We start from the raw sequence: 25,757 nt of genomic DNA, 5'->3' as shown, positions 1-25,757 counted from the left end.
GCATGTGCCGCGGAATTCAAGGAGATCGCGATATGACCCGCTTACTTTTGACCTTGTTTGGCGCCCTGGCGATATGTCACTCCGTCGCCGCTGAGGTAAGGCCTTATCCCACTAACTTTCACAACGAGGAGATCCAAGCGGATGGCGCCACACTCCACGTACGAGTGGGCGGCAAGGGACCTGCCGTCGTGCTTGTTCATGGCTTTGGTGACACCGGCGATATGTGGGAGCCATTGGCGGAGAATCTCGCTCGCGACCACACCGTCGTCGTTCCCGACTTGCGTGGTATGGGTCTGTCATCACATCCGGCTGGCGGCTACGACAAAAGAACCCAGGCGGCGGACATCCGGGCGATCCTAACGCAACTGCATATTGATCACTCGGTGGTCGTTGGTCATGACATTGGCACCATGGTTGCCTATGCCTATGCCGCACGATACCCGGACAAGACAGATCGCTTGGTCGTCATGGATGCGCCGGTCCCTGGCATTCCACCGTGGGATCAGATCGTTCGTTCGCCCAAGCTGTGGCATTTCGATTTCGGTGGGCCGGATGAAGAGCGCCTCGTAGCTGGCCGCGAGCGCATTTATCTAGACCGCTTCTGGAATGAATTTGCCGGTAATCCAGCCAAGATCGACGAGGCCACCAGGGAGCACTACGCCGCCATCTATGCGAAACCAGGCGCGATGCGATCGGCCTTTGCTCAGTTCAATTCAATCCGGCAGGACGCCGAGGACAACAAAGCGTCGATGGCCAGCAAACTCACGATGCCCGTGCTGGCCATTGGCGGCGAGAAGTCGTTTGGATCGAACGAAGCGGTGGTCATGCGCAACGCGGCGAACAATGTGACCGAGTTGGTGATTCCCAATGCTGGCCATTGGCTGATGGAAGAAGCCCCGGATGCCACGATCACAGCAGTTCGCAATTTCATCGAACAAGAAGATCCGGGCAAATGATCGGCCCCCGGTAATCTTCGCATTGCCGATGCAGTTGTGGTGGTCAACCTCAGGGAGCTTTGTCAGGGCTTGCCAAGCGTCCCTGAGGTTGCGCTAACAGAAGCGTCAACCAGCGAATCAACAGTCAGATGTGAGCGATCGCCACGCGTTTCGGCTTTGATCTTTAGCTTAGTCCATCAAAGATAAAAGTTAAGACAGCGCGATCAAGACCGAGCAAGGATCTCGGACCAAGCTCAAGCCATTTTAAATGAGCAGCGAGTCATGACCAAGACGCAATCGAATCTGAGGGCTGACGGATCCGCACTGCTGTCGCTGCTTTTGTCTGTGTACGTGACCGATCCCAGAGATCGACTTATATGTCCAGTAACAGAAGGCCGCTACAGCACCGTACTCGGCCTCATTCCTACTTCACTTGCAGTCCTGAGGGTTGCGGCGGAAATCGAAGCGGATCCGGCCGAACTTGTCGAGTGGTACCTTTACGTGACCATCTCCGAGCTTGGTCACCTGACTGCTAAGCAGCTTGTATCCATGGGACGGGCAGAAGACATCATCCTATTTCTTCGCTCTGTTCGAGATGGTGAACGTGGCTAGTCAGTGGCAATGGTCGCTCCAGCGCACACTTTGCCTGTCAGTTCCCCCTATCGTCCAACAGGGACCGCGCCCTGTTTCTCAGCCTCTGAAAAAGGGGTTGTGTTGACTCGGTCATGTGTGCCGGATGGCGTCGCGTTCTGCTGCATCGCCCGATGCGACGTTCGATCCGCGTCATTCGAAAGTTCGCAGCCTTGCCATCAAAGTACAAATTTCGTATGCCAGGAACGCAAGCCGTCGTGCCCGGCACAAGGTCCGGACACAACGCTATCAGCACGCCCGACGCTACTGTTCGGCGGCTGGGACCAAGGTTACGATGAGGTCATTAGCGACATCGTCGATCGCTGCATAGTTGAATGCCACGTTTTGCACCGAAAGCACGGTGGCAACACCGAATGCGCCACCTTGTGAAGCATCCACGTTGGATTCGGTGACATAGCCACCGGTGCGCGTGAACTCCACGATCTCGCTTGGATGCAGAGGGTCTGCATTGACCGCGTCGCCATTGGCCGTCAGTAAATGTCCATTAGGGGCGAATGCCAGCGCCAGGGGGCCGCGCAAATGGGGGCTTACGAAAACGACACGACCCTTGTTCACGGCCGCACTACGTCCACCCGCACTTGGCACGGCGAAGATCGCATTGTCCGCGGTAGACGCAACGAACAATGTATCCGAGCCCTCGTCGTAAGCCAGCCCCGTTGGCCCCAGCACAAGCGCTGCGGAGTTGGGTAGATGGGAATACCCCACAGCGATCTGAACCCGCTTGGTCACCACGAAACCCGCCGTACCCATGGTCACGTCCAGTCGCGACACAGTGCCACTAAGCACATTGGAGACGAATATCTGCGCGCGGTAGCCCTGGTCGTTGATGGCCAGATCCCAGGGACTATCCAGGAATCTGCTATCCGACAACGTCGCGACCAGCTTGCCGCGGCCATCGATAACTTGAAGAGCACCCTGTGAAATCGTGGTTACCGTGCCGTCCGTTGTAGGTACGTTCCCGACAACGACGAAACCGCGGCTGAGAACACCAAGCGCAGTCGTAAGGCCACCGAGATGGCTTTGGAAGAAAGTCGTCGCGTTGCCGCCGGTGCCTGCGGCGACACCTGGGGCTAGCTGACCTGTGGGCGTCAACTTGATAATCGTTGTACCCGTGCCCTGAAGATTGCTGATGTTGTTGAAATTCGATACCAGCACGTCGCCGGGAGCGATGGCCCCACCTCGCGGGAAGTTCTGCGGCACGAAAGCCACGCCATAGGGATTCAGGTCGCCGTTCGTCGGTATCGTCGATGACGTGATGCTGCGCGGAAGGAAGGCATCCTGTGCACTGGCCGTCTGCGTGCCGCCGAAGGAATGGAGGGTCAGAAACGCCAGCCCGATGGCGGACAGGCGAGTCATCCTTTGCATACTCGTGCTCATGGCTAGCTCCTGCTTCACTAGGAACGCCAGGACCTCTCCACTCCCCTGCACAGTGTGGTCCTGATGAGCGGCGCATACTTGCGTGGCCTTTCAGACTGGTTGCACGGCAAAGACGTGCACCGCCGCATGTGATTGCTCTCTCCGCGCGAAACGGTTCATCAGGTGTCGCCTGGTGTTTAGGACATGTTCACCAAGCCTGACACGGCGCACCCTGCCTCCGGACCGCGATACCCCGGCCCCATCATCGCAACTTTCATTGGCCAGCATGGCACTCACGGGGTGCCAAAGAGGTTCGATCTGATGGCCATTCCTGCGCTTTCTTTTGCTGGCGCGAGTTGAGGCGACAATCGCGAAGAAGGTGGTCAGCGGCATGCATACCGGAGAGCAGTACCACCAATTCTTTCTGACCTCCCGCCGGGACGTAGCGGTGCGCAGCCGGTTCCAGCGGATGGCGATGGAGCTGCTACCGCATGGGGCAGACATACTCGATTTTGGGGCGGGAACGGGCATTGATGCCAGGACCTACGCGGCTCATGGGCACCGCACGTTTGTCTATGAACCTTCATCCGCCATGCGCGATCACCTGTTGATGTACTGCCGCGAAGAACTCGATCAGCGAACCATCATCAGTATCGATGAATCCAACGAATGCAGGGTGTTCGCTGTGACGGCGAATTTCGCGGTCTTCAACCATTTCGCGGATCACACCCAACTCTTCGATGAGCTATCTCGCACGGTCCGCAAGGGCGGCTTTGTGCTGACGAGCATGCTCAACCCCTATTACCTGGGCGATGCGCGCTACGGCTGGTGGCTGGCCAACGCTTTCCATCTACTTCGCCGCGGCCATTACGCCATCCCAAGCGAAAGCCGCATCCATCGTTTTGCGCCGCGCGTCGTGGCTCGGTCAGCAGCGCCGCACTTCCGCCTGGAGCGGATCGAACCTGGCGGCCTCGGCATGGCGACCCAGCTCTACATGTTCCTGTTGTTCCGGCGCATCTGACATGTGGAAAGACTGGATACGTCCCCTGGTGCGTCCGCTCCCGCAATGGTCGACGGTAGCCATCGCCGCTCCGCAACACGCGGTTGCTGCGTATCTGCACGGGGATGACGGCGTGACCGATGTCACTGCGGATCACACCGTGGCTTCGCTCAAGCCGCTGGTCATCGCGACCAGCATCGATGCAGGTCAACGAACGGCCATCGAGTATTGCGACAAGCTCACGGGCAAGCGGGTGGGAAGCCTGCGGCTGACACGGATGGTTTCACTGGGCATCGCTGAGCATGGTTCACCCACGCTCTATCGCGTCACAGCGGGCGAGCATCATTGCCTCGGCTGGCCGAGAAGCGCCTGGAACCGCTGGTTGCAAAATCGCCTGATGCAGCGGCAACCCTCCGCACATCATGCGTTGATGGCTCCCGTTGCGGTACAGCAACTGATGGTCGCGTACCTGTGCCCACGACCGGTCGTACTCGTCTCTATCGACACACCTCATCACCGGAACATGTTCCCGATGGACCTGATCGGTCCGCTATCGCGGAGCGGACTGTATTCACTCGCCTTGCGCAGTACCAACGTCTCCGCGCAGATCATGCGTGAAACGGGCCGCGTTGCGCTGTCCTGTATTCCCGCTGACATGAAACCCATGGCCTACAAACTCAGCGAGCACCATAAAGTGCCGCTGAAGGACTGGGACGCCCTGCCGTTTCCCGTGCGCCTCTCGCTGGAACTGGGCATTCCGGCGGTGGCTTCGGCGCTATGCGTGCATGAGCTGACCCTGCTGCACAGTCAGGAAATCGGCTCCCATACTTTCTTTCTCGGCCGGATCTTCTCTGACGAACCGCTCGCGCACGGCGATCAGCTCCATCACACGCCAGGCTACTATCAGACCTATCGTCGCCGGCAGGAAATGCCGTTCGCCGAGGCTTAGTGCGAGGTCATTCCCGCACGATCTCAGCTCGGAAAGCTGCGATAACGTGTTCGTGCTGTCGCCAGATTCGATCGACTCCTTGATGGTTGCAACCAGATCGGCGCCGATTGTCAGGCTCCGGTCCGCCAGGCTGGCAACGCCGGCGCGATGTGAGATGACGATAAGGATCGTATCCGGCAATCGTTGCCTGACTATCGTCAGCACCCGCGCCTCGGCTGCCGCATCCAGTGCGCTGGTCGCCTCGTCAAGAATGGCCAGGGTCGGTCGCCGCAACAATACCTGGGCCAATAGCAACCGCTGGATCTCGCCTCCCGACAACCGGCCCGATGAACCATCCAGGGTGGCGTCGAGTCCGTCTCTCGAAGACGCGAGGCGCTTATCGAGCCCTACGTCCACCAGGGCTTCGTGCATGGCTTCTTCACTGGCGTCCTTCGCAGCCCAGCGCAGGCAATCGCGTACCGTCCGTTGCCAAGGTCGTACGCTCTGGCTGATATAGGCCCCATTGCGGACCCATGCGCGGTAGGCGTCAAAGTCCATGCGGCGTGCGCCCAGCCATGCTGTAAATGCCGCGGGACGAATCATGCCCGCGAGCACATCCGCCAGGCTGGTCTTGCCGATACCTGAGTCGCCACGGATCAGAAGCAGTTTGCCCGGGTAGAGCCATAGATCGTTTACGCAGAACGTCATGGGATCGGCGATCGACAACAACTCGATGCGCAGAGGCTGCGCAGCTGGAGCTGCCATCGTCTCCGTAGTTGCGGAGGGCGTCGTACTTGCATACCTGCACCACAGCGCGAAAGCCGGTATGGCGGATGCAAGCTGGTGAACGCTTTGCCGAGTGGAGACAAGATACGGAAGCAAACGCCCCAGCAGCAAGCACACCGCGATCAGTGACGCCTGGTCGACGCCGTGCCATCGATGCGCTACCACGAGAATCGCAGCGATACCCACGGCTGCAAGCACTTCAATCACCAGGCGCCCGGATGCGATCAACTCCAGTTGCCGACGATATCCCTCGCCCAGTTGCCCTGACGCCGCTGCATGGTGCTCCTTCTCCGCTTGCTCCTGTCCAAACGACTTGATATGTCGCCAGCGTCGCGGAAAGTCTTCGCTCATCCAGAACAGCCGTGTCATATCCGCCACATAGCGCCGACTCACCGCTGCGTGTTCGAGACTGCTGAAGTGCGCGGCAATCAACGAACACGCCACGAGGACCGGCACCGCCAACACGAGCGGTGGCGATACCCAGAGCGCAAACGCCAGGCTGACCAGGGTGGTGATTCCCGCGACCAATAATTGCATCAGGGCATTGAAGCCCTGCGTCACGATCTCGACGTTGTGTGTCAGCACGTTGGCCAGCTCAGCCGAGGTGGCATCCGCCAACGATGCGAGTGGTGCCTCGATCAGGCTTTCGTGCACGCGGCCACGGAGCTGCATGCCATAACTGCTGGCGAGCCCTGCGGCCAAGCGCGCTGCCTGCCAACGCATCAGCGCAAACACCGCGGACGCCATCACAAAGAGCAGTGCGTGCATCTCCATGCTGGCGCTGGGCACTTGCCACCGGCTACCGAGCCAGCCCACGGAACCGGGTTGAATCATCGACGCCACCAGCAGGGCTGCGATGCCGCCAGTCAATGCACTGCCTAGCGACAACGCTACGTACGCTGCGATCCGCCACAGCCCCAGGGGCCGCAACGTCCCAAAAAAGGACCGCGGCAGGCCATTCGCCCGCTCACGCAACAGACCCCGCCATGCACTCGGCATGCTCAGGCTTCCATGCTGCTGCGCGACCGCGCCTGCCGCGGTTCAGTTGGCACCTGATGACTGTGCAAGACCCCACCCGATTCAGCCGCTCCTGTCGATGAGTGCGGCCCGGAGGGAAAAGGGTTGCTCACCGCGTGGGTGGAAAGCGGTCAGTCCAGCAACTGCCGGAGCATGCGGACTGATTCCAGCGGATGACGCCCGCGAATCAGCTCGAATGTCTTCAGTCGTGCCACTTCATGCATAAAGGTCACCCATCCCTGCTGACTGGCGGCATACGGTTGCTCGACGGCAAGGCGAGCAGCCACGCCCTCCCTGCCGACCGGGCGAAGCTGCGCCGTGGTTGTCGCCGGACCGGGTGAAGCAACAAACACGATACCCGCGAGCGCGAGTGGCGCAGCCAGTCGCGCTGGCCCATGGCGAAGATCGATCTCGAATTTCTCCACCCCACTACGGCGCGTTATCGTCGGCGAGCTGCTGATCCATTGGCGATATTGCGCGTCGTCCACCCAGGCCAACCCATCCTGACGCACATGGAGATAGTTGGGAACGCCGGTGGCACGCAAGCTTTCCGCGTGCACAAACACCGCATCCTCGGCGAGAAGTTCCAGCCCCTCCAACATACCGTGCAACGCCAGTGTCGACTTACCTGCCCCACTGCCACCCATGATCAGAAGCCCACGGCCATTCAGGCCAAGACAGGCCCCATGCAGGGGGATTAAGCCCTGCACGCGCGTAGCCAAGGTGAACACCGCGAACTCGATGAGTTCGTAGCGCAGGTGATAAGGGAAGGCCAGCATGTCCGCGGATGCCACGATGAGTGCATGGCCGGTCGCAGGGGAAATCACGACATAGTTGGCTGCATCCACGACCCCGCACAACAAGCCAGCCCCGGACTGCATGTGCACCGGCGGCGGCTCGCCCGCCCACTCGCTGCGAAGCGACGCCACGCGCAGTTCGATCTGAAGCGGCGTCGGGTCTGCCGAAAGCGCATGCGGAGGCAGTCCTGCATACGTGGCATCCACCAAAGCAAGCAGCGCCTCACTCTCACTGGTGAAGCGAAAGCGACGCCCCAGGATCCAGTGCTCGACCGATCGCCCGCGTGCAGGTCGCTCGAGGAAGGGATCGGCGAGCAGGTCGCTCGTCTCGGGCTCGGATGTCATGGCACGTATCGATGATGTCAGGCGGCTATGTGATAGCACACGCCAACACGAATGGACATCCAAATATTTCAGCAAGGCAACGCAACCGCTGAACCCCTTCGCGGCACTCACGCCTGACGAGCGTAAAACGCTGGAGGCTTGATCGCCGACCTGCCGTGGATGCGCCGGAGCAGCTCGCCCAACGGCAATGACGGAGATCCTTCCAAGATGCTAACCATTCAGGTCGGTCACTCCTACTTCCTGAGGTTCGACCGCAAGCAATGGGAACGCGGCAAACCCTATCCGCCTCTCGCGACCATCCATGTGGCCGCGCTGTTACGTCGCGTAGGCCACCAGGTTTCCCTGTTCGACGCCATGCTTGCCGAAGGCGTCGAAGACTATGCCGCGACCTTGCCGACATCCAGGCCCGACGTTGTCCTCATCTACGAGGACAACTTCAATTACCTGACCAAGATGTGCCTGGCCCGCATGCGCGATGCGGCCTGCGAGATGATCGCCATGGCCCGCGCATCGGGTGCGCGCGTGATCGTCGCGGGCTCCGACGCCTCCGACCAGCCAGACGCCTTCCTGGCCGCGGGTGCGGATGCCGTATTGATCGGCGAAGGCATTGCGCCCTTGGTCGAACTGATCCGTCGGCTTGACCAGAATCCATCCATCGACGCTCATGAATGGGTAGCTGGTCTCGCCGGTGTGGCGTCGATGGAACGCGACACGCTGCAACTGAAACGCATCGGCGCCGCACCACCCGATCCACGCATCGTCGGCCATCCCGCGTGGGATCTTATCGACGTGGAACGCTACCGTACCTTCTGGGTGGAGCGGCACGGCCATTTCAGCCTCAATATGGCGGCATCGCGCGGCTGTCCGTTTCGTTGCAACTGGTGCGCCAAGCCCATCTGGGGTAACCATTACAACCGTCGATCCGCCGAGGATGTCGCGGCGGAGATGGCGTACCTCAAACACACTTTCCACGCGGACCATATCTGGCTCGCCGATGACATCTTTGGATTCCACGTGGACTGGGTCGAGGCGTTTGCCGCGCACGTCAACCAGATCGGCGGCGCCATCCCCTTCACCATCCAGACCCGCGCCGACCTTATCAGCGACCGCATGGCGACGGCACTGAGCCACGCGGGCTGCACGGAAGCCTGGATCGGCGCAGAAAGTGGAAGCCAGCGCGTACTGGACCATATGAACAAGGGCACCAAGGTCGCTGATCTGATCACCGCTCGCGAGCGATTGGGTGCGCTGGGCATCCGCGTGGGCTTCTTCATCCAGCTTGGTTATCTAGGTGAGCAGCTCGAGGATATTCTGGCTACGCGTGATCTCATTGCACGCGCCGCGCCGGATGATATTGGCGTCAGCGTCTCCTATCCGTTGCCCGGCACGCGCTTCTACGAACAGGTGAAGGCGCAACTTGGTGAGAAGACGCATTGGCGGGACAGCGACGACCTCGCCATGATGTTCCAGGGTGCCTACGACTCGGAGTTCTATCGCCGCGTGCGCGATCTGCTGCACGAACAGGTCATTGTGCAGCAATGGAAGGTGGTCGACCTGCCCGACCGGCACCGTCAAGCCTCCCGCACCCTGGATGGCCGTTGGCGCTCACTGATCGAGACAGAGGTCTCGCATCGCACGACTCCCCTGGATGCGCCACTGCGCGCAGGAACGTCACAACATGCCTGACGGACGCACCACGCCACGCGCCCAGCCCTCGCTTGAACGTATCAAGGCTGGCCTGCTGCGCACCACCGAAACGCTCGCCATCGAGCTCGCACATCCCACGGGCGACACGCCCGACTGGAATGCGCTGGAATGGCGACTGGCCACTGCGGCTGCAGTGGCTCATGGTGTCGCCGGGCAACTACACACCTACGTCCATTGGAGCAATCCCGAGTGGACGCGGTTCCTCGAAAGTCAGCACGACCATGTGGCGCGGCGCCACGAGCGCATCGATACCTTACTGCAGCGTATCGACACACAGGCACGCGGCATAGGCGTGCCATTGGTGGCACTCAAGGGAACGGCACTCCACGCCATCGGCATTTATGCGCCGGGCGAGCGTCCCATGGCGGACATCGACCTATTGGTGAGCGAGGAAAATCAGGAGTACGCCGGCGCCATGCTCGAAAGCATGGGCTATGTGCTTTCGTTCGCCGGCTGGAAGCACCGGGTCTACAAGCCGGCGGACAACGCAAACGTCGTCTGTCTTGGCGAACACCGCGACACACCGATCAACATCGAACTGCATACGCGCATCCAGGAACGGCTTCCAGTAGCCACCGTGGATATCACGAGCTGCATCTACCCGCGCTCGCCGGCGCCAGGCATCAACTCGTATCCGTCGCATGGCGCGCTGATGAGCCATTTGCTGCTGCACGCGGCGGGTAACATCTGCAATCGCACGATGCGGCTCATTCATCTGAACGATATTTCGCTGCTGGCCGCCCGTATGGTGCGTAGCGAGTGGCTGGCGCTCTGGGGTGACGGCACCACGGAATCTCCCTGGTGGGCTCTGCCTCCGCTGTTGCTGGTGTCGCGCTACTACACCGGCGCCGTTCCGCCCTCGCTGCTCTACGAGCTTGAGTCCGAATGCCGTGGCCCACTTCGCTTCGCATCCAGGCACCTCACCCTGACCAAGGCCTCCTGCTCCGAACTATGGCTGCATGCGTGGTCCGGCATCGAATGGTCGCGCTCGGTCCGCGAAGCCGGACAATTCGCCCTGAACCGCGTACGTCCATCGGCGCAAGCACGACAGGAACGGGCCGACATGGTGCGCACACAACTCTGGCTGCAGGCGTCACCATGGGTAACGGCCACGCTGTGGCGTCGCGCACTCGCCTGGCTCAAGCACCCGGTAACCCGCATGGACACCATGTACGTGGTGCGTGCTGCGCTTGAGCAGACATCGCCCGCGTGGACTCAGCGCCCCGGGCCCGCCGTCACTACTTGAAGATAGAGCGCCTGGAAGGCTCGCGCCGTGTGGTCGGCGTCCTCCGTCACGGCGCGGCGATGCGCTGATACCGCGAGTCGCAGGCGCAGCGCGTCATCCTCCAGCACACGTCGAATGGCTTCTGCCAACGCCGACCAGTCGCCTACAGGCACGGCCATCGCGGCAGATGGCGACCACTCGGCAATATGCCCCACGGCCGTGCCAACCGTAGGTACACCCACCACGGCAGCCTCCAGCGCCACGAGCGGCCCTGCCTCGTGAAAGGACGACATCACCAACAGATCAGCCGCCTCCATCATGGGACGCAACTCGCGCTGCGTCTTGAAGCCGTGGAAATGCACATGCTCATCGAGCTCCAGAGCATGAGCCAGCTGCTGCATCTCGCCATCGAGGGTGTCCTGCCCAACGATATCCATCTCGAAGTCCACGCCCTGTTCGACCAGCACGGCAAGCGCACGCAACAGCGTCGGTTGATCCTTCACACGGTTGAGGCTGCCCACATGAATAAGCCGCGCACGACTCTCGCGCCGGCATTTTGGTGGCTTAGGTGGCCAGCAACGAAGATCCACGCCCAATGGCACCCGGCGCGCCCGCAGCCCTAGTGTCCGCAGGGAATCGATGATGGGCGCGCTCGCCGCGGTCACCGCGTCGGCTCCGCGCAACACAAGTGCTTCGCGCAACCGCCCCTTCAGGAAACGGCGGCCGCCATAGTCGATCTCATGCATGGCGACCAGTTCGCCGCCCGCGATATGCACCAGACTCGGCACGCCGAGCCATACAGCAGCCACCACCGCAACGAGGCTGCACGAACCCGAGAAGATGGCATGCACCAGATCGAATGGCGCCCGTTGGTGCTCGTCGCGGATGGCGCCGATGGCACGCAGGCGCGGCCAGCCATCACCGATATTGTGGATATGCGCACCGGCGAGCCGCCAACCATCCGCGGCGGCCTCCTGTCGCAACGCATACACGTGCACTTCATGCTCGCAGGCCAGTCGCCGGATCAATGCCAGCAGCACGGGAATCACACGGAACTCCCCGGTGCGGTCGACGCCCCCTGGCACCACCAGCGCGAGCTTCACGATGCATCTCCCTGGCGATCGCTGACCAGTTGCTCATAGGCATCAACCCAGCGCTGTCCCACTGCATCCAGCGACAGATGGCGCTCGAAGTGGGCTCGCACTGCTTGCGGGGACGAGGGAAACGCCGCTGCCTGGATCAGCGCTTGCGCAAACTCGTTACTGTCACCGGGCGACCACAAACGGCCAATCTCGCCTGTCAGCGCTCGGAATGAAGGAATACGGGTCACCACCGGCGTCACGCCACACGCCATGGCTTCCAGCAACGCGTAGCCACAACTCTCCGCACGACTTCCAGAAACAAAGATATCGGCCGCCCGCATCAGCGATTGCACGCGCTCATGCGGCACCTTGCCGAGCAGATGAACGCGCGCCCTCAGGCGAGGATCACTCGCGATACGTTGCTGGACCTGCGACAGCAGAGGGGCGTTACCGAAAGCACACCACAGTTGCATGTCCGGCAAGGCCTGAGCGGCCTCCGCCGCACCGGCTAACACCGTCAACGGGTCCTTGCCGGACTGCAAATGTCCGACCCAAACCACACAGGGATTGCCGTACAGGCCCGTTTCGGACCATGCATGTGCGCGGCTCCCCGGGGTGAAGCGGCTGGTGGATTCGGGAATGGCAAACAAGCGCGTCGATGCACCGAACAGCTTCGCGGACATGTAGGGCCGCGCCAGTTCGTTCGCTGTGAACACCACGCCACGGGCCGACGCATACCAGTGCCTCCAGCGCGAGCGCCGCCACCATGTCGGCACGCGGTCCGCATGATCCTGCAGAAGCATTGGAACGCCTGGCAGTGCTCGCGCGAGTGCATGGGCCTGGGCGGCGGCGCTCAGGCTATGGACATGCAGCACGTCCGCTCGCAAGTCGGCCAGCAGATTCGCGATGGTGCGGGCACCACCATCATCATGATCGTTCGCCACCACAAAGTGATAGTCCACGCCATTCCGATGCAGGTGCTCCGAGTGCGCCGCCCGCTGGATCACCGTAATCCTCGCCCCTGCGCCGGCTGCCGCCTCCGCGATGTCGACCAGCGATGGCCATCGCGTCAAGGTGTCAGTCAGGCCCTGACCTGCCGGCGTGGGATGAAAGTTGATCTGCGCGACATGGAGTGGCGACACGGATTAAAGCCCCGAAACCTGCGGTACACGCAAACGCACTAATCGGCTCGCCAGATTCAGCTCCCACGGACGGTCGTACCGGCGCAGCCGGTAACGCCACGAGGCCGCCGCGGCCAGCGTGCGTTTTGCCCACGGCGGTGAGCGCAGGTCCTGCACGGTGGGGTAACGGCAACGCAGCACGGTAACGAAATCATGGATACGTTGGCGTAACCGATCACTCAGCCATGGCGCATCCGCATGGCAGGCGTAATCCACCCATTGCTTCTGCGTCCACTCCTCCGGTGTGGCAGGAAACACCACGGGCTCACCATTGAGATCGAGCAGCGGCGTGGAGGGGCGTCGACTGCGATCCTTCTCGTGGCGACTGCTTTCGGGTAGCGGCGTGTAGATGTAGACAATGATCTCGGACTGCGGATTGATACGCTTGAGTTCGCGAATGAACTCGAACGTGTGTTCGGTTTCTTCTTGAGTGTTCTCCGGCGGCGCCACCATGAAGGACAGTTCCGGAATCACCCCGTGGCGCCGGCATAGCTCCGCCACGGCCAGCGTCTGATCCGGTCGCGTACCCTTGCGGATCTCCTTCAGCATGGTCGGGCTCGCCGATTCTGCGCCGATATAGGCCATGCGCAGCCGACTCTTGCGAACCAGCTTCCATGTGCTTTCGGACAAGTTGAGCAAGGCATCCGCGCGCGCATAGCACCACCATGGCAGCTCGTAACGCGCCATGATTTCCAGCAGCGGAATCATGTCCTCCTCGCGATCGAAGAAATTGTGGTCGAAGTACTGGATGGAATCCGCGCCGAGCTCATGCTTGAGATAAGCCAGATCCCGCTCCAGCCGTGCCATCGGCGGCAAGGCCGTGGCACCACCGAACATTGCCGCCACACCGCAGAACGTGCAACGGAAGCGGCAACCCACCGATGCCTGATGCGCTGCCGTACGGCGACCGAGAAACGTGCGCGCCAGATAGCGGCGTGGATCACCCAGCTTGTCGTACGGCAAAACCACCGGTGGGCCGTTGCGTGAGAACGGACGGCCCGGGTTGTGGATCGGGCCACCCTCGCCTTTCCATGACAAGCCATGAATCGACGCCAACCCGGCCGCATCGCCGGCATGCAATGCAGTCACCAGCTCCGGCAGGCTGTCTTCGCCTTGCCCGCGAATGGCGTAATCCACATAGGGCGCAGACAGCGCCGTGTCCGTATAGAGCGTGGGGAAGTAGCCACCCCACACGATGGGCACATCCGGACGGTGTGCGCGAATGGCGCGTGACACGGCGATGGCCGGCTCTATCTGCGGGCCACCCATCACGCTGACGCCCACTGCGCTGCACGCGCGTTCGTCTAATGCGTGCAGCGTGCGCTCGATGAAGTCGCGATCCATGTTTCCATCGATGATGCGGCTGCTGCCGGTGCGATCGAGCGAAGTGGACAGATGGAGCAGCGACAGCGGGAAGCGCGCGCTCGACTGCGATGTAATCGTGGGGTTGACCAGCAGCGTATGCGGCCCCCGACTCATGGGAACGTGAATAGGCAAACTCATGGCCTTCGCCACAACTGGAAAACAAGAGCCACCGGCACATGCAGTGCCGCGGGATCAAAGTGCGCCCCGGCCGGGATATCCGCGGGATCGATCATGGGCTCCAGCACGCAGCCGATCTCCAGATCCAACGCCGCGCACGCGGCATGCCAGTGGCTGTAGAGATGCGCGGTATGGCGCACGGCATAACGACGACCTTCGGCCTTGAAGTCGCGCAACCAACCCAGTGCGTGACCGATGGGATGCACGTCGCTGCACAACACCATGCCGCCGGGTTGTGTGACACGACTGAGCTCCGCCAGTACCGGCTCGAGCTGCTCGGCATGCCCGACGGCCAATCCACAGACGGTGAGATCAGCCCAGGCGTCGGCCACGGGCAACGCATCCAGGCCGCCCTGCATAAGCTCCACAGGCACGCGCCTGCGTTCGTTGTGCAACTCGGTGTCGGCGCGCAGCAACATGTCGCGCGATAGATCCACCCCTAGCAGTCGAGCAGCGCCGCGTTGCAAGGCGTAGCGCATATAGCGCCCCGTACCACAGCCGGCGTCCAATACGTTGCGGCCGCTCAGGTCCTGCGGCAGCAGAGCGAGCATGGCCCGCTCTTCCGCCTGCATCACAGGATTGTGCGCGTGTGGCGGATAGCTGGGCGCCCACAGCGCATAGGCTTCAGCGGGATCGAGAATCGGTGTGTGCAACATCAGTGACATGCCTCAAGGGAAAGCGCCGCGCCGCTGTACGCGGGCAGCAGCTCAAGACCGGGCTCCAGTGCGATCACGTCTGGATCCGCCAACGATTTGGCGAGCAGCTTGGGGCAGCCATCCAGCACGACAGGAACCGTTTCCACGCCAGCCGCGTCGAACCAGTTCGCGAGATCCGGATCGGCGATGCGCGGCAGGCCATCACGCACCACCGCGCGCAGTTGCGCCCGGCCGATACCGGCCAGACTCTGCACCGGATCGCCACCGCGATCCTCGACCACGACGAGGTCGGCATGCGCACCCACGTGTAACGCGCCGCGCGATGGCATGCGCAACATCCGCGCCGCGTCGGTCGTCACCAGTCCCAGCCATTGCCTCGGCGCGAGCGCACCGCAGGCGGCGACTTCGCGCAGCTCCTCCAACAGGTCACGCGATCCGCTCAGGCGCGAGTCCGTACCCAAGGCCAACTGTCCTGTGCCGGCCAAACGCCGGGGATCCAGCGTGCGGCCCAGTAACCGCTGGTTGCTGCTCGGGCACCACACCACACCAGCTCCAACGGCGATGATTCGATCGATGTCCCGCTCTCGCATCCCCACGCCGTGAATCAGCACGCTGCGTGACGCGAGGCAACCGAGTTCATCCAGCTGTGCCAACTCGGCCTGCGCCGTCGCATCGATCCCTTCGGCCAAATGGATAAGCCAGGGCCGATCCATCGATGTCCGCGTAAAGCTCTGCTGCACCGGCGGACCGTAGGCACGCCAGCCCAGTGCATAACTCCAGCCGTAATCGCGCAACAATGCCACGGGAAAATCGCTGGCATCGAGCACCTCGTGCCAGGGATCATGGTGGGCAACGCATGTGGTCCCAGCCAGCAGATTCTTCAAACCACCATGACGCAGGCGCACTGCCTTGGGCACCTGTAGCGCGGCCTCGACGGCAGGATCGGCGAAGTGCGCCTGGAACGCGTTGATCCAGGCGTAGCTGTTGGCGAACACATCGGTCGTAGCGAGCGGCGGCACGGCATTCACATGCAGGTGATCGTGTGCGTTGATCAGCCCGGGGAAGATCAGGTGGTCGCGCAGATCGACCCGGCAGGCCCACGCCGGCACGGAGTCGGCGATGTAGCCACCGCGCATCAGCAATGGTGCACGCGACAGCCCTTCGGGCAGCACACAGGCCGCGCCGCACAGGCTGGCGTGGATGCGTGCAGATGGCGCAGCCATCACGTCACCGCCTGCGCATGACAATCAGGAAGTGGTCGCCCATGTCACGCAGCAAGGGCAGCGCCCCCATGCGATCATCGAGGCGACCGAGCCGCTCATACCAAGGCCGCCGCTTGCGGTAGTAATCCACCAAATAGGGCGGCGGCATGAACAGGCTCAATGCGCGGTAGCTTTCCAGCGAGAACAAGGGAGCAAATGCGCGGTAGAACTCGCGCGGCAGGTAGTAGTACGTCCATATGGTGTGTTTGTTCATCCCCACTGCCGCCGGCCCTCGCGTGCCACGCACGCTGGCGCGACGGAAGCGTCCGCGTAGCGCGTAGTGCCCCAGTTCCCAAGGGCAGATACGACCGATCACAGAGAACACCAGCTTGCCGCCCGGTTTCAGCAGGCGCGCGCATTCTTCCGCCACCCCACGCAGGTCCGGCGCGCAATTGAGCGGCCCGAAGTTGGAATAGATACCGTCGAACTCTTCATGCAACTGATCCAGCTGCTGCACGCCCAAATGCATGGCGACCACATGGGATTCCAATCCAGCCACGGCGGCGCGCGAGCGCGTTCGTCCAATCATGGCCGGCGACCAATCCGTGGCGATCACCTGATGGCCGCGCCGCGCGAACTCGATGGCATCCAGGCCAGTGCCGCAGCCAATGTCCAGTAATTGCGATCCTGGCGACACCTCCCGGCAGACGGTGTCCCACAGCGTGGTACGCATACGCTGGATCAACTCGTTGTTGCCACGCGGACCGTCGTAATCCTCGGCAACACTGTCGAAAGCCCGCTGCGTGTCGAGTAACTGCGCATCGTTCAAGGATGCCTCCGGCGGACGTCGGCTTGCCTGCCCCATCATGGATTTCTCACACCTGCATGCGGATTGGATGTTGCGGCGTCGCGCCCTGCTGCTGCGCCACGACCGCCATGTGTCGGTAGGTGCCTTGTGTCGGTTGTTTGGTTGAACGTGACGGTGACTGCATGTGCACGTCGAACAGCGTGCCGCGCGATCGCGGCAAACGCGCCCAGCGCCAAACCGAACAACACGCCGACGCCCCATAGCAACGGGAGATTCGGAAACGCCGGCCCACGGGGTACATAGACGGGCCACATCAACGAGGTGTCGTACGTATAGTTCGGGCTGAGTCGTACCGCGAGTTCACCCCGGGTCTGCTGCAAGGTGTGAATCTCCGTGTTCGTGGTGGCCAACAGCATGGAGGCGACTCCGGCGGTCTGCGCGTTCTTATCGCGCGCATCATCCGGCGTAGCAGCCAGAATCAACTGCCTGCGCTGGTTCTGGGCGATGTCGAGATCGGCCTGCACCTCACCCAGTCGCGCCTGAGTCAACGCCAGCGGCCCGGCCTGCAACTGCTGATGCAGCGTTTGCAGCTGCGCCACGGTAGCCTCGGCAAATTGACTGGCCTGCTGGGGTGACCAGCCCCTCACGGTGAACTTCACCAGCGGGCCGGCATACGGCAGCGGCTCAAGCTTCAGGCTCTTGCGATACAGCCTCGCCTCCGGTGCGCCTTCGCCGATGCCCATGCGCGCCATCACCTGATTCTGGAACGGCACAAACTTCAGGCGTTCAAGTACCCGTGCCAGCGGTTCGACCTTCGGATCCTGTCCCTGCAGAACACCCGCGACCTGACCGATCTGGAGGTAGCCTGTGGCCTCCCACTGCGGCCGTGCCGACTGAGCAAAGGCAAAGACCGCCGCGATCACCACCAGTAGTCCTGCGACAAACCATGGCCACTCGCGGATCAGGATCCGCGACATGTCTCCTACGTAAACTTCATCTCGTTGCATGATCCTGACTCGTCAATGGGTGGAGGGGGATGCGCCGTGGCCGGCGGGCATACCGTGTTCGACAGGCGGCCCCTGAGTACGGCGATCAGGTAGCAGCGAGGAGACCAGTTGCAGCAACAGGCATAACGCAATGAAGCCGAAGCTGGTCCAGGTGAACGCCTGCGGTGCGAACGGCGCCATCACGGCCGTGTAGGACACACGCAGGAAGATGAGCAGACCGAACAGCGGCACCGTCGGCTGCACGCGTCGCACGCTCCACAGCAGCATCAGATACAGGCCGACCATGGAGGCGATGGCGCCGCCCGGCCCCAGCGCCATAAGGAAGGGGAAAAACTCCGTGCCCACGTTGATGTTGGCCGCATCCAGCGGAATGCCGGTGTCCGCCGTGGCGATCGATCCGGCCATCGGCACCAACTGATTGATCAGGAAATGGGTGTCGTTGTACTGCTTGGCCAGGATGGAGGCGAAGTTGTACGGCCCGGCGCTGGCATACAGGAGTAGCCACTTCACGCCTTGTGGCGCGCCCCGATACATGTCGCTGAAAGGGAGTGTCACGTAATCCAGCGTGCCCGAGCGCAGGATGCCGAGCACCGAGAACACTGTCGTGCCACCCACGGCCAACAGCAGCACCCGTTTCCACGGCAAGGCCTTTGCCTCGTGACGCCGCAGCAGCACGACGAGCGCCACGGAGAACAACGCCGCAAAGATCCGGTTTCGGTCAATCACCAGCACCGGAAAGACAAGGCCCGCCAGCACGAGCGCGGCACGCAGCCATCGCTGGCGTGCGCACAACAGGCCGATCGGCGGCAGTACCCAACACATGTCCGACACGTGCCGGATATGGTCACGGCCACCTTCCATGTTCGCGTAGGAGGTTGGAGACGCAAACAAGGGCACCGGGAACAGCAGCAGGTCCAACAGGCAAAACAACACAATCACGGCGGCGAAGACCAAGGCCACGAAGGCGTCGCGCGTTCCCGTGTAGTCGCGCGCAAGGAATGCCTCGCTACGCGGCAAGCGAATGCCAACGAAGGTGTCCAGAGCCAGAATCGCCATGGCCGCCGCCGCAAGCAGCAGCAGGCCTTCCATGTAGTCGGATGGCAGGTCATAGGTGAGCAACGTCAAGCCGCAGGCCACCAGCAGCGGCGCACTCAGGTAGAACGCAGGCAAGCGAAGGAGCTGCTTCATGTGCGTGCCGCCAGTCGATGGGGTGGCCCACTCTTCATTCGAGACACCTGCGTCAGCCATGCGTACGCGGCCATGTGCGCGGCGACGGCTGACAGGCGTCGCTGCAAAAAGGCGATCTTGGCGCCGATATGGTGGGACTGGGCGAGCAGCAGCGTGCGATACGGCTCATCGAACATACCCATCCGCCGAATCGCCACGTCACGGGCTTCGATGAGATTGTGGATACGCGCGCGGGTGTCGCGCGTGCGACTCACGTTGGTGTCGTGAATGCGATAGGCGCACACAGGTCGGTCGATAAAGCCAATGGCATCGTGCGCGGAGAGGCGCAGGAAGAAATCCCAGTCGTCGAATCGTAGCCCTTCGTTCCAACCCGCCACCCGCTCCAACGCGCGGCGACGCACCAGTGTCACCGGGCCACCGACGGCCCATTGCGTGATCACCGCACGACGGATGCCATCGCCTGTCTGGTAGAGCCTCATGTCCGCGTGGTGCAGGTCACGCATGCCGCTGTCGTGCAGGTGCCGGCCATGTCGATCCACCACCAGCGAATCACCAATCACCGCCCACTTGCCAGGATGCGCCAGCAGATAGCCCACCTGGGCCTCGATGCCGCCCGGCAAGAGGTAGTCGTCACTGGCGCCTGAGACGCAGGAAGTCTCCGCGCGCACGCGCCGCTAGCTCGTTGAGCGTGGCCGCAATGCCCTTGTTCTCCCTCCGCACATACTCGACGGGTACCTCATCACCGTGCCGGGCGATCCAGGCGGCAATGCGTTGACCCGTGGCATCCGTCGATCCGTCATCGATGATGACGACTTCCTTCGCCGGATACGGTTCCTCCAGCACACTGTCCAGGCAACGCTCCACGAAGTCTTCGTGGTTGTACGCAGGCACCAGCACGGAAACCAGCGGCTGGCATCGCACGACTTCGGGCACATCTCCGTCCCTCGTCATAGTTCCCCCAGGTAGCGACGCACGACGATGACGTTGAAAACCAGGTAAAGCACATAATTCACAGCGAATGCGTACATCGCGCCCACCAACCCGAAACGCCCTGTGAACAGAAACACCAGCGCGACATAGCTGATGGCAAAGACGATCTCGGAAGCCACGAACCATCCCGTCATGGCCTTCGCCAGCATCACGTACGACAGCACGAAGGAAGCGATCTTCACGACGTCCCCAATCAATTGCGGCGCGTAAAGCGCATTGGCCGCCGCAAAGCCGTCACTGAATAGAAGTGACGTCACCCAGCCCCGACACAGGTAGACCGCCGCAGCAAGCAGCACCACGGCCGGCATGACGTAGCGATAGGCAAGGCGGAGTTCCGCCACCAGCGATTCGCGCGCATGCGTCGATGCCAGCTTGGGCAGGTAGTACACGTTGATCGCCGTGGTCAGGAACAACAGGTAGGCATCAGACACCTTACCCACCGCCTGCCAATAGCCCACATGCTCCCAGCCGAAGTGGGCGGCCAGATGGTCTCGCACAGCGATATTCACCAGCGGCGGTAGCAATGCCGAGGTCAACGTCATTACCGAGAATGCGGCCAGCCGCAACGTCATCTCGCGATCGAAGCGCATGCGTAACATGCGCCGATTGAAGTACGGGCTTCGCCACCATGCGGGAAGACCCACGGCGAGCACCAACAACTGGCCGACCACCAGCGCCAGCAACGCACCGTACAGATGCAACCAGCGCGACAGGCACAACGCCAGCGCAATACTGAGCAGCGACCCCAACACCTGGATGCAGGCAAGCCGCTTCACATCCATGAAGCCGTTGATGACGGCGAGGATGTAGTTCACCAGGGCAATACCCAGTTGCACGGCGGCCAGCACGGCAATAAGGCTTTGATAACGGACGTCACCCAGCAGCCAGCCGGCAATCTCCCGGCTGAGCAACAGCCCGCCGGCACCGATCAGGCATGACGCGCAAAGTGCATACCACAGTGCGGCGGCCAGCAAGCGGGACAACTTCTGCGGATCGTCGCGATACTCGGCGACGTACTTCACCACACCTGCACTAATGCCGCCGCCGGCCAACACCGCCAGCACCGACATCAGGCTCATGAATTGGCCGAGGCGGCCCACGCCCTCGGGCCCCGCCATCCAGGCCACCAGCTTGATGATCACCAGCCCAGCGAGCAGCTTGGCCGCCGTGGCCACCGAGGCGTAGATGCTTGCGCGCGCCATGTTCATGGCGCGTACTCAAAGGCGTTGCACGCATCGATGACGCGCACGATAGCCTCATTGCTCATGACCGGACTGATCGGCAAGCTCAACACTTCGCGATGCAATCGCTCGGTCAGCGGAAGCTTCATGCCATGCAGCGACGGGTAAGCCGGCTGGCGATGCGCCGGCACCGGATAGTGCACCTGGCTCTGTACGCCATGGGCCGCCAGATGCGCTTTCAGCGCGTCGCGCCGGCCGGAGCGAACCACGAACAAATGCCAAGCGTGCGCGTCCTCCGCCTGCACCTGCGGCAGCTCGATGTGCGGATGACGTATGGCTTCCCGATAACGTTGCGCCACCCACCGGCGACGCGCGACCTCGTTGTCGAGGTGGCGAAGCTTGACCCGCAACAGGGCCGCCTGCATTTCGTCCAGTCGCGAATTGACGCCTTGGTACACATGGTGGTACTTCACTTCCGAGCCGTAATTCCGCAGAGCCGCCACGCGCTTGGCGAGCTCGTCATCAGCGGTGACCACGGCGCCGCCATCCCCCAACGCGCCGAGATTCTTGGCTGGAAAGAAACTGAACCCTGCGGCATCGCCAAAGGCACCGGCGCGGCGGCCTTCGCTGCTTGCGCCATGCGCCTGGGCTGCATCCTCGATCAGCAGCAGTCCGCGCCGACGGGCGATATCCGCCAACGCGCCCATGTCCGCCAGCTGGCCGTAGAGATGCACCGGCATGATCGCGCGTGTCCGCACACCCAGCGCAGCCTCGACTCGCACCGGATCAATGTTGTAGGTCGCAGGATCCGGCTCGACGGGAACCGGCACCAACTGATTGGCGGTGATGGCAAGGAACGAGGCGATGAAAGTGTTCGCCGGAACGATGACCTCGTCACCATCGCGCAACCGACCCATCTCCTTGTAGCCACGCAGGATCAGCGAGAGCGCATCCAGCCCATTGCCCACACCGACGGCATGCGCAGTACCGCAGTAGGCGGCAAACTCGCGCTCGAATGCCGCCAGTTCGTCACCCATCACGTACCAGCCGGAATCGATTACCCTCGCCGCCGCAGCCTTGAGCTCGTCGATGTAAGGGGCGTTAACGTCGCGCAGTGAAAGGAACGGCACATCCATCACAGCACCCACTCGTAAAAGTCGTGCACGACGCCGCGCGCACCGAAGGACTCCTTCTGCGCGACCAGACCACTGTTGAGCACGGTGCCGTTCCGCTCGGTAGAGATGCCCAAACTAAAGTAGCTGCGATCGGCGTACACGCTGCCTACTAACGAACCAAGCAGCAGACTGAGTGCGTCGACGCGCCGGCCATCCTCCGACGCGGCGATGTACTGGGCGTGCACGGTGCGCCCGAAGTCGTAGACCAACACCCCAGCCAGCAACTTGCCGGCCTGGCGCGCCTCATGCAGCACGATCTGCCCCGGAAACCGGGATTGAAGCAGGGCAAGTTCGGCGGCACTGTGCGTTGGCACGGCTTCGTGTCGACGCAGCACCTCATTGAGCAAGCCATGATAGGCCAGCAGGTCCGTGCCCTGTCCTATTTCCACGCTCGCGCTTTCGGCCCGCCGAATGGCTCTTCGACGCATGTCGGAGAACCCTGCGGCATGACGCAGCGAGATCACTGAAGAGATATCACGTCGACTCAAGCGTGCGCCCACGCGCTGCAGGGCGTAGAGATCCTCTTCGGTCGGGTATGCATGAAAGACATGCGGCACCGGTTTGTAGACCACACGTTCCACGCCGTTGCGCCGGTAGTACTCGCCGATCAGCTCGAAGGTGTGCAGGGTGGACTCGGCACGCAACTCATGCGTTGCGATAACGCCCGCATAGGTGAGTCCTCCATGGCTGCTGACCACGTTGGCGCGGAGATTGGCCGGAAAGACTGCGACGATCTCCTGCCCCCGCTCCACCAGTAACGAGCAATCGGCAAAGCGGTCTGCGTGATAATCCATATAGCCACGTCGGTGCAGGAAGTTGCCGTTCCGCGACCGCGCCACGACGGCATCCCAGGCATCGGCGTCCGACGGCTGGTAGGGGCGCACCTTAAGCATGGATGGCCTCACCAAAAAGGGACTGGCGCGCTACCGCCACGCCAAAGCCGTCCTGGCCCATGTCATTGCCGTTGTAGAACATCAGGACGTCATCGCCACGAGGAATCAGCGCCGGATAGCAAAGCGTCCGTGAATCCCAGCCGCTGTCGGAAAGCCCGATGCCGAGCGCCTCGTCGCGGCGCGCCCAGTCGCGCCCGTCATCGCTGAAGGCCATCCCGGGCAAGTACTCGCCGGTGATGTTGCCGCGCGTAAAAAGCATCGCGTAACGATCACCTACCTGATACACACGCGGACGTCCGATGCGGTACTCGCTGTCCCGCGGCAGCAGGCAGACGTGATCGTCGCGAGGAATATCCGTGAGATCGCGCGTTGTGACACAGCGGATGTGATAGCGCGGAAAGGGGCGTCCGCCGATCCACTCCCAGTCGTCGCCCACCGCATACCAGAGGCGCCATTGCATCCCATCGAACATCGCAGTGTGTACGGCCCCGATGGTGCTTCGGCCGGGGGCGCGATCGAGGATGGGGGTTTCCTGCACTCGCTCGAAATGCTCGCCGCCATCGCTGGAGATGGCGAGCCCGGTGAAGGCCAGGAACTTCGCGCGGGCCACTTGCTGGAAGCCCACATAGAACAGGTGGAGGCCGCCGGGCGCATCAATCACATCGCCCAGGATCATGCCGTTGTCGTCAAAGCAACCAGCGCGACCCACATCAAGCACAGGTTGCTTGCTGACGCGAAGAATGATGGATGGTTCTTTCGCAAGCACATCGACGTAGCCGATGCGACTCACGCCATCGTCGTCACGAAAACCCGCGTAAACGCGGATCGTAGACTCGTCGATAGGCCATGGCGTCGGGGTGAGCGCCGAGTGACGCATCCACCCGCCCACGCCCTGCCGCGCGGTGTCGAAGACCAACCCCTGCTTGCGCCAGATGGTCATGGGCAATCAGAGCTTCACGTCAAAACTGGACCGACCAGGCACCGCCTTGGCCGGCGACCCGACGTAGACCTTCCCCGGTTCCGTATCCCGATGAACCAGCGCGCCGGAGCCGATCACGTTGTCCGCCGCCACCTTCACGTGGTCGTTGAACGTGGTGTTGACGCCAATGAAACTGCTTTCGCCGACATCGCAGTAGCCCGAGATAACCGCGTGCGATGCCACGAAGACATGGTCGCGAATCACCGTGCGATGCCCGATATAGTTACCACTCCACAGGATGCAGTTGTTGCCGATGCGCACAAACGGCTGAATCACGTTGTTCTCGAAGATGAAGCTGTTCTCGCCCACCTCGACGTTGCGCCATACGAAGGCGTGCGAGCTCACGTAGGTCGCGAAGCGATAGCCGCGGCTTTTTGCGTCCAAATAGAGGCGCGCGCGCAGGCGGTTGAGTTGGCTCGCCGGCACCGCCACGAAAGCCTCAAACTCAGCCGGAGGATAGAGCGAGTCCAGCACTTCGTACGGGACCACCGGCCGCCCCGCCAACTCCGGCTCAGTCAGGTACGGACTCTCCACGCTGAAGGCCGCAACCTCATAGTCGCTGTCGTGCTCGAAATACTCACAGGCGATCTGCGCCAGTTCGCCCGCACCGATCAGGACTGAGACGCTTTGGCATGCCACCCGCCCGTTCGGATAAGCAAGGTCTTTCACCTCGCTCAAGAAGACGTCGTAATCGGTGATGTAGTCGGCTGGATCATAGAGATGGTCCGCCAGCACCATCAGCACGCAGTCGTCGCTGAAGTCGTACAGTTCCCGCCATACCATGCAGCCGAGCAGTAAACCCTGGGATGGATCGTTGAGCACCACCTCGACCGGCCCCGTACCATCATCGAGCAGCATGGTCACCGACCCGCGCACGGCCACGGCCAACTGATGCAATTGCCGGTGGGCGTGCTTGCCACGATGCACATCGTGCTGTGTCGAAAAAATGTAGTACACGCGGCGGATCACGAAAGGCACATTGATGTCCTGTTCGAGGGCAATGAGCATGCCGCCGTGATCACCATGCTTCTGCAATTGAACGCGTTCGATTTCCATGCTCCCGGCCCGGCGTGTGGAGTCGTCATCGGGGACTCTCAGGGACTGAGTGCCATCCTCCACGCACAAG

The 25,757-nt window shown here is 62.1% G+C and carries 21 protein-coding genes and 3 pseudogenes; 6 read left to right on the top strand and 18 right to left on the bottom strand.

The genetic code is table 11. From position 1 onward, the window contains the following. The first annotated feature begins 32 nt into the window (after positions 1-32). Both DYST_RS03230 and DYST_RS03225 read left to right on the top strand, forming a co-directional pair. Complete coding sequence (locus tag DYST_RS03230; protein ID WP_239949999.1) at positions 33-956, top strand: alpha/beta fold hydrolase; 924 nt, start codon at positions 33-35, stop codon at positions 954-956. A gap of 261 nt (positions 957-1,217) precedes the next feature. Further along, on the top strand, positions 1,218-1,547 hold the full coding sequence (locus DYST_RS03225; protein WP_239949997.1) for a hypothetical protein: 330 nt from the start codon (positions 1,218-1,220) through the stop codon (positions 1,545-1,547). Positions 1,548-1,829: 282 nt separating this feature from the next. Here DYST_RS03225 and DYST_RS03220 read toward each other — a convergent pair whose 3' ends face one another. Continuing rightward, complete coding sequence (locus DYST_RS03220; RefSeq protein WP_239949995.1) at positions 1,830-2,963, bottom strand: YncE family protein; 1,134 nt, start codon at positions 2,961-2,963, stop codon at positions 1,830-1,832. Positions 2,964-3,333: 370 nt separating this feature from the next. Here DYST_RS03220 and DYST_RS03215 point away from each other — a divergent pair, with 370 nt between their 5' ends. Next, a complete protein-coding gene (locus DYST_RS03215) occupies positions 3,334-3,963 on the top strand; it encodes a class I SAM-dependent methyltransferase (protein ID WP_239949993.1) in 630 nt (209 codons plus the stop codon). A 139-nt stretch (positions 3,964-4,102) separates the two neighbouring features. Further along, on the top strand, positions 4,103-4,891 hold the full coding sequence (locus DYST_RS03210) for a flavin reductase (protein WP_239949991.1): 789 nt from the start codon (positions 4,103-4,105) through the stop codon (positions 4,889-4,891). Between the two features lie 243 nt (positions 4,892-5,134). Here DYST_RS03210 and DYST_RS03205 read toward each other — a convergent pair. Together DYST_RS03205 and DYST_RS03200 are read right to left on the bottom strand one after the other, a co-directional pair. Beyond that, positions 5,135-6,655, bottom strand: a pseudogene (locus DYST_RS03205) (ATP-binding cassette domain-containing protein); the annotation flags it as partial. Between the two features lie 149 nt (positions 6,656-6,804). Beyond that, positions 6,805-7,815 carry a serine kinase gene (locus tag DYST_RS03200; RefSeq protein ID WP_239949989.1) on the bottom strand — a complete coding sequence of 337 codons (1,011 nt, stop codon included), beginning with the start codon at positions 7,813-7,815 and terminating at the stop codon, positions 6,805-6,807. Positions 7,816-8,022: 207 nt separating this feature from the next. Here DYST_RS03200 and DYST_RS03195 point away from each other — a divergent pair, with 207 nt between their 5' ends. Both DYST_RS03195 and DYST_RS03190 read left to right on the top strand, forming a co-directional pair. Further along, positions 8,023-9,501, top strand: a complete 1,479-nt coding sequence (locus tag DYST_RS03195; protein WP_239949987.1) for a B12-binding domain-containing radical SAM protein — start codon at positions 8,023-8,025, stop codon at positions 9,499-9,501. Next, positions 9,494-10,768 carry a nucleotidyltransferase family protein gene (locus DYST_RS03190; protein WP_239949986.1) on the top strand — a complete coding sequence of 425 codons (1,275 nt, stop codon included), beginning with the start codon at positions 9,494-9,496 and terminating at the stop codon, positions 10,766-10,768. The genes DYST_RS03195 and DYST_RS03190 overlap by 8 nt, the downstream gene beginning before the upstream one ends. On the opposite strand, the gene DYST_RS03185 is transcribed toward DYST_RS03190, so the two are convergent. From DYST_RS03185 to DYST_RS03115, 15 genes and pseudogenes are all read right to left on the bottom strand, one after another. Then, a complete protein-coding gene (locus tag DYST_RS03185) occupies positions 10,738-11,850 on the bottom strand; it encodes a glycosyltransferase family 4 protein (RefSeq protein WP_239949984.1) in 1,113 nt (370 codons plus the stop codon). The two genes, DYST_RS03190 and DYST_RS03185, sit on opposite strands and share 31 nt — an antisense overlap. Beyond that, complete coding sequence (locus tag DYST_RS03180) at positions 11,847-12,971, bottom strand: glycosyltransferase family 4 protein (RefSeq protein ID WP_239949982.1); 1,125 nt, start codon at positions 12,969-12,971, stop codon at positions 11,847-11,849. The genes DYST_RS03185 and DYST_RS03180 overlap by 4 nt, the downstream gene beginning before the upstream one ends. 3 nt (positions 12,972-12,974) lie before the next feature. Next, positions 12,975-14,489, bottom strand: a complete 1,515-nt coding sequence (locus DYST_RS03175; protein ID WP_239952067.1) for a B12-binding domain-containing radical SAM protein — start codon at positions 14,487-14,489, stop codon at positions 12,975-12,977. A 20-nt stretch (positions 14,490-14,509) separates the two neighbouring features. Next, the gene (locus tag DYST_RS03170; RefSeq protein WP_239949980.1) at positions 14,510-15,208 is read right to left on the bottom strand and encodes a class I SAM-dependent methyltransferase; all 699 of its coding nucleotides are present in this window, start codon (positions 15,206-15,208) and stop codon (positions 14,510-14,512) included. Then, positions 15,208-16,431, bottom strand: a complete 1,224-nt coding sequence (locus DYST_RS03165; protein WP_428993954.1) for an amidohydrolase family protein — start codon at positions 16,429-16,431, stop codon at positions 15,208-15,210. The genes DYST_RS03170 and DYST_RS03165 overlap by 1 nt, the downstream gene beginning before the upstream one ends. Before the next feature lie 4 nt (positions 16,432-16,435). Then, on the bottom strand, positions 16,436-17,278 hold the full coding sequence (locus DYST_RS03160; RefSeq protein ID WP_239949978.1) for a class I SAM-dependent methyltransferase: 843 nt from the start codon (positions 17,276-17,278) through the stop codon (positions 16,436-16,438). After that, the gene (locus tag DYST_RS03155; RefSeq protein WP_239949977.1) at positions 17,275-18,195 is read right to left on the bottom strand and encodes a lipopolysaccharide biosynthesis protein; all 921 of its coding nucleotides are present in this window, start codon (positions 18,193-18,195) and stop codon (positions 17,275-17,277) included. Before DYST_RS03155 ends, DYST_RS03160 begins: the two co-directional genes overlap by 4 nt. 42 nt (positions 18,196-18,237) lie before the next feature. Further along, positions 18,238-19,413 (bottom strand): hypothetical protein, encoded by a 1,176-nt coding sequence (locus DYST_RS03150; RefSeq protein WP_239949975.1) that lies wholly within the window; start codon positions 19,411-19,413, stop codon positions 18,238-18,240. Then, a pseudogene (locus tag DYST_RS03145) lies at positions 19,410-20,364 on the bottom strand (glycosyltransferase). Before DYST_RS03145 ends, DYST_RS03150 begins: the two are co-directional and overlap by 4 nt. Next, positions 20,361-21,611: an O-antigen translocase gene (locus DYST_RS03140; protein ID WP_239949974.1), complete on the bottom strand. Its 1,251-nt coding sequence runs from the start codon at positions 21,609-21,611 to the stop codon at positions 20,361-20,363. The pseudogene DYST_RS03145 and the gene DYST_RS03140 overlap by 4 nt, the downstream one beginning before the upstream one ends. Then, entirely contained in the window at positions 21,608-22,720 is a 1,113-nt protein-coding gene (locus tag DYST_RS03135) for a DegT/DnrJ/EryC1/StrS family aminotransferase (protein WP_239949972.1), read from the bottom strand. The genes DYST_RS03140 and DYST_RS03135 overlap by 4 nt, the downstream gene beginning before the upstream one ends. Further along, positions 22,720-23,652: a GNAT family N-acetyltransferase gene (locus DYST_RS03130; protein WP_102303288.1), complete on the bottom strand. Its 933-nt coding sequence runs from the start codon at positions 23,650-23,652 to the stop codon at positions 22,720-22,722. Before DYST_RS03130 ends, DYST_RS03135 begins: the two co-directional genes overlap by 1 nt. After that, positions 23,645-24,592: a hypothetical protein gene (locus DYST_RS03125; protein ID WP_239949970.1), complete on the bottom strand. Its 948-nt coding sequence runs from the start codon at positions 24,590-24,592 to the stop codon at positions 23,645-23,647. The genes DYST_RS03130 and DYST_RS03125 overlap by 8 nt, the downstream gene beginning before the upstream one ends. A 6-nt stretch (positions 24,593-24,598) precedes the next feature. Then, positions 24,599-25,270, bottom strand: a complete 672-nt coding sequence (locus DYST_RS03120; protein ID WP_239952065.1) for an acetyltransferase — start codon at positions 25,268-25,270, stop codon at positions 24,599-24,601. Positions 25,271-25,291: 21 nt separating this feature from the next. After that, positions 25,292-25,687: pseudogene (locus DYST_RS03115) on the bottom strand (sugar 3,4-ketoisomerase); the annotation flags it as partial. Positions 25,688-25,757: the final 70 nt, after the last annotated feature.

The sequence above is a fragment of the Dyella terrae genome (assembly GCF_022394535.1).
In the GTDB taxonomy this organism is placed as follows: domain Bacteria; phylum Pseudomonadota; class Gammaproteobacteria; order Xanthomonadales; family Rhodanobacteraceae; genus Dyella.
The sequence above is the reverse complement of the archived record's forward strand: the minus strand, read 5'-3'. Positions and strand labels throughout refer to the sequence as shown.

What these genes read in the sequence shown, in the direction of transcription:
- DYST_RS03130 (WP_102303288.1), bottom strand. Translation starts at nt 23,652, where the DNA reads ATGCTTAAGGTGCGCCCCTACCAGCCGTCGGACGCCGATGCCTGGGAT.
- DYST_RS03215 (WP_239949993.1), top strand. Translation starts at nt 3,334, where the DNA reads ATGCATACCGGAGAGCAGTACCACCAATTCTTTCTGACCTCCCGCCGG.
- DYST_RS03225 (WP_239949997.1), top strand. Translation starts at nt 1,218, where the DNA reads ATGACCAAGACGCAATCGAATCTGAGGGCTGACGGATCCGCACTGCTG.
- DYST_RS03220 (WP_239949995.1), bottom strand. Translation starts at nt 2,963, where the DNA reads ATGAGCACGAGTATGCAAAGGATGACTCGCCTGTCCGCCATCGGGCTG.
- DYST_RS03160 (WP_239949978.1), bottom strand. Translation starts at nt 17,278, where the DNA reads ATGATGGGGCAGGCAAGCCGACGTCCGCCGGAGGCATCCTTGAACGAT.
- DYST_RS03190 (WP_239949986.1), top strand. Translation starts at nt 9,494, where the DNA reads ATGCCTGACGGACGCACCACGCCACGCGCCCAGCCCTCGCTTGAACGT.
- DYST_RS03200 (WP_239949989.1), bottom strand. Translation starts at nt 7,815, where the DNA reads ATGACATCCGAGCCCGAGACGAGCGACCTGCTCGCCGATCCCTTCCTC.
- DYST_RS03230 (WP_239949999.1), top strand. Translation starts at nt 33, where the DNA reads ATGACCCGCTTACTTTTGACCTTGTTTGGCGCCCTGGCGATATGTCAC.
- DYST_RS03155 (WP_239949977.1), bottom strand. Translation starts at nt 18,195, where the DNA reads ATGTCGCGGATCCTGATCCGCGAGTGGCCATGGTTTGTCGCAGGACTA.
- DYST_RS03150 (WP_239949975.1), bottom strand. Translation starts at nt 19,413, where the DNA reads ATGAAGCAGCTCCTTCGCTTGCCTGCGTTCTACCTGAGTGCGCCGCTG.
- DYST_RS03140 (WP_239949974.1), bottom strand. Translation starts at nt 21,611, where the DNA reads ATGAACATGGCGCGCGCAAGCATCTACGCCTCGGTGGCCACGGCGGCC.
- DYST_RS03135 (WP_239949972.1), bottom strand. Translation starts at nt 22,720, where the DNA reads ATGGATGTGCCGTTCCTTTCACTGCGCGACGTTAACGCCCCTTACATC.
- DYST_RS03165 (WP_428993954.1), bottom strand. Translation starts at nt 16,431, where the DNA reads ATGGCTGCGCCATCTGCACGCATCCACGCCAGCCTGTGCGGCGCGGCC.
- DYST_RS03195 (WP_239949987.1), top strand. Translation starts at nt 8,023, where the DNA reads ATGCTAACCATTCAGGTCGGTCACTCCTACTTCCTGAGGTTCGACCGC.
- DYST_RS03125 (WP_239949970.1), bottom strand. Translation starts at nt 24,592, where the DNA reads ATGACCATCTGGCGCAAGCAGGGGTTGGTCTTCGACACCGCGCGGCAG.
- DYST_RS03170 (WP_239949980.1), bottom strand. Translation starts at nt 15,208, where the DNA reads ATGTTGCACACACCGATTCTCGATCCCGCTGAAGCCTATGCGCTGTGG.
- DYST_RS03175 (WP_239952067.1), bottom strand. Translation starts at nt 14,489, where the DNA reads ATGAGTCGGGGGCCGCATACGCTGCTGGTCAACCCCACGATTACATCG.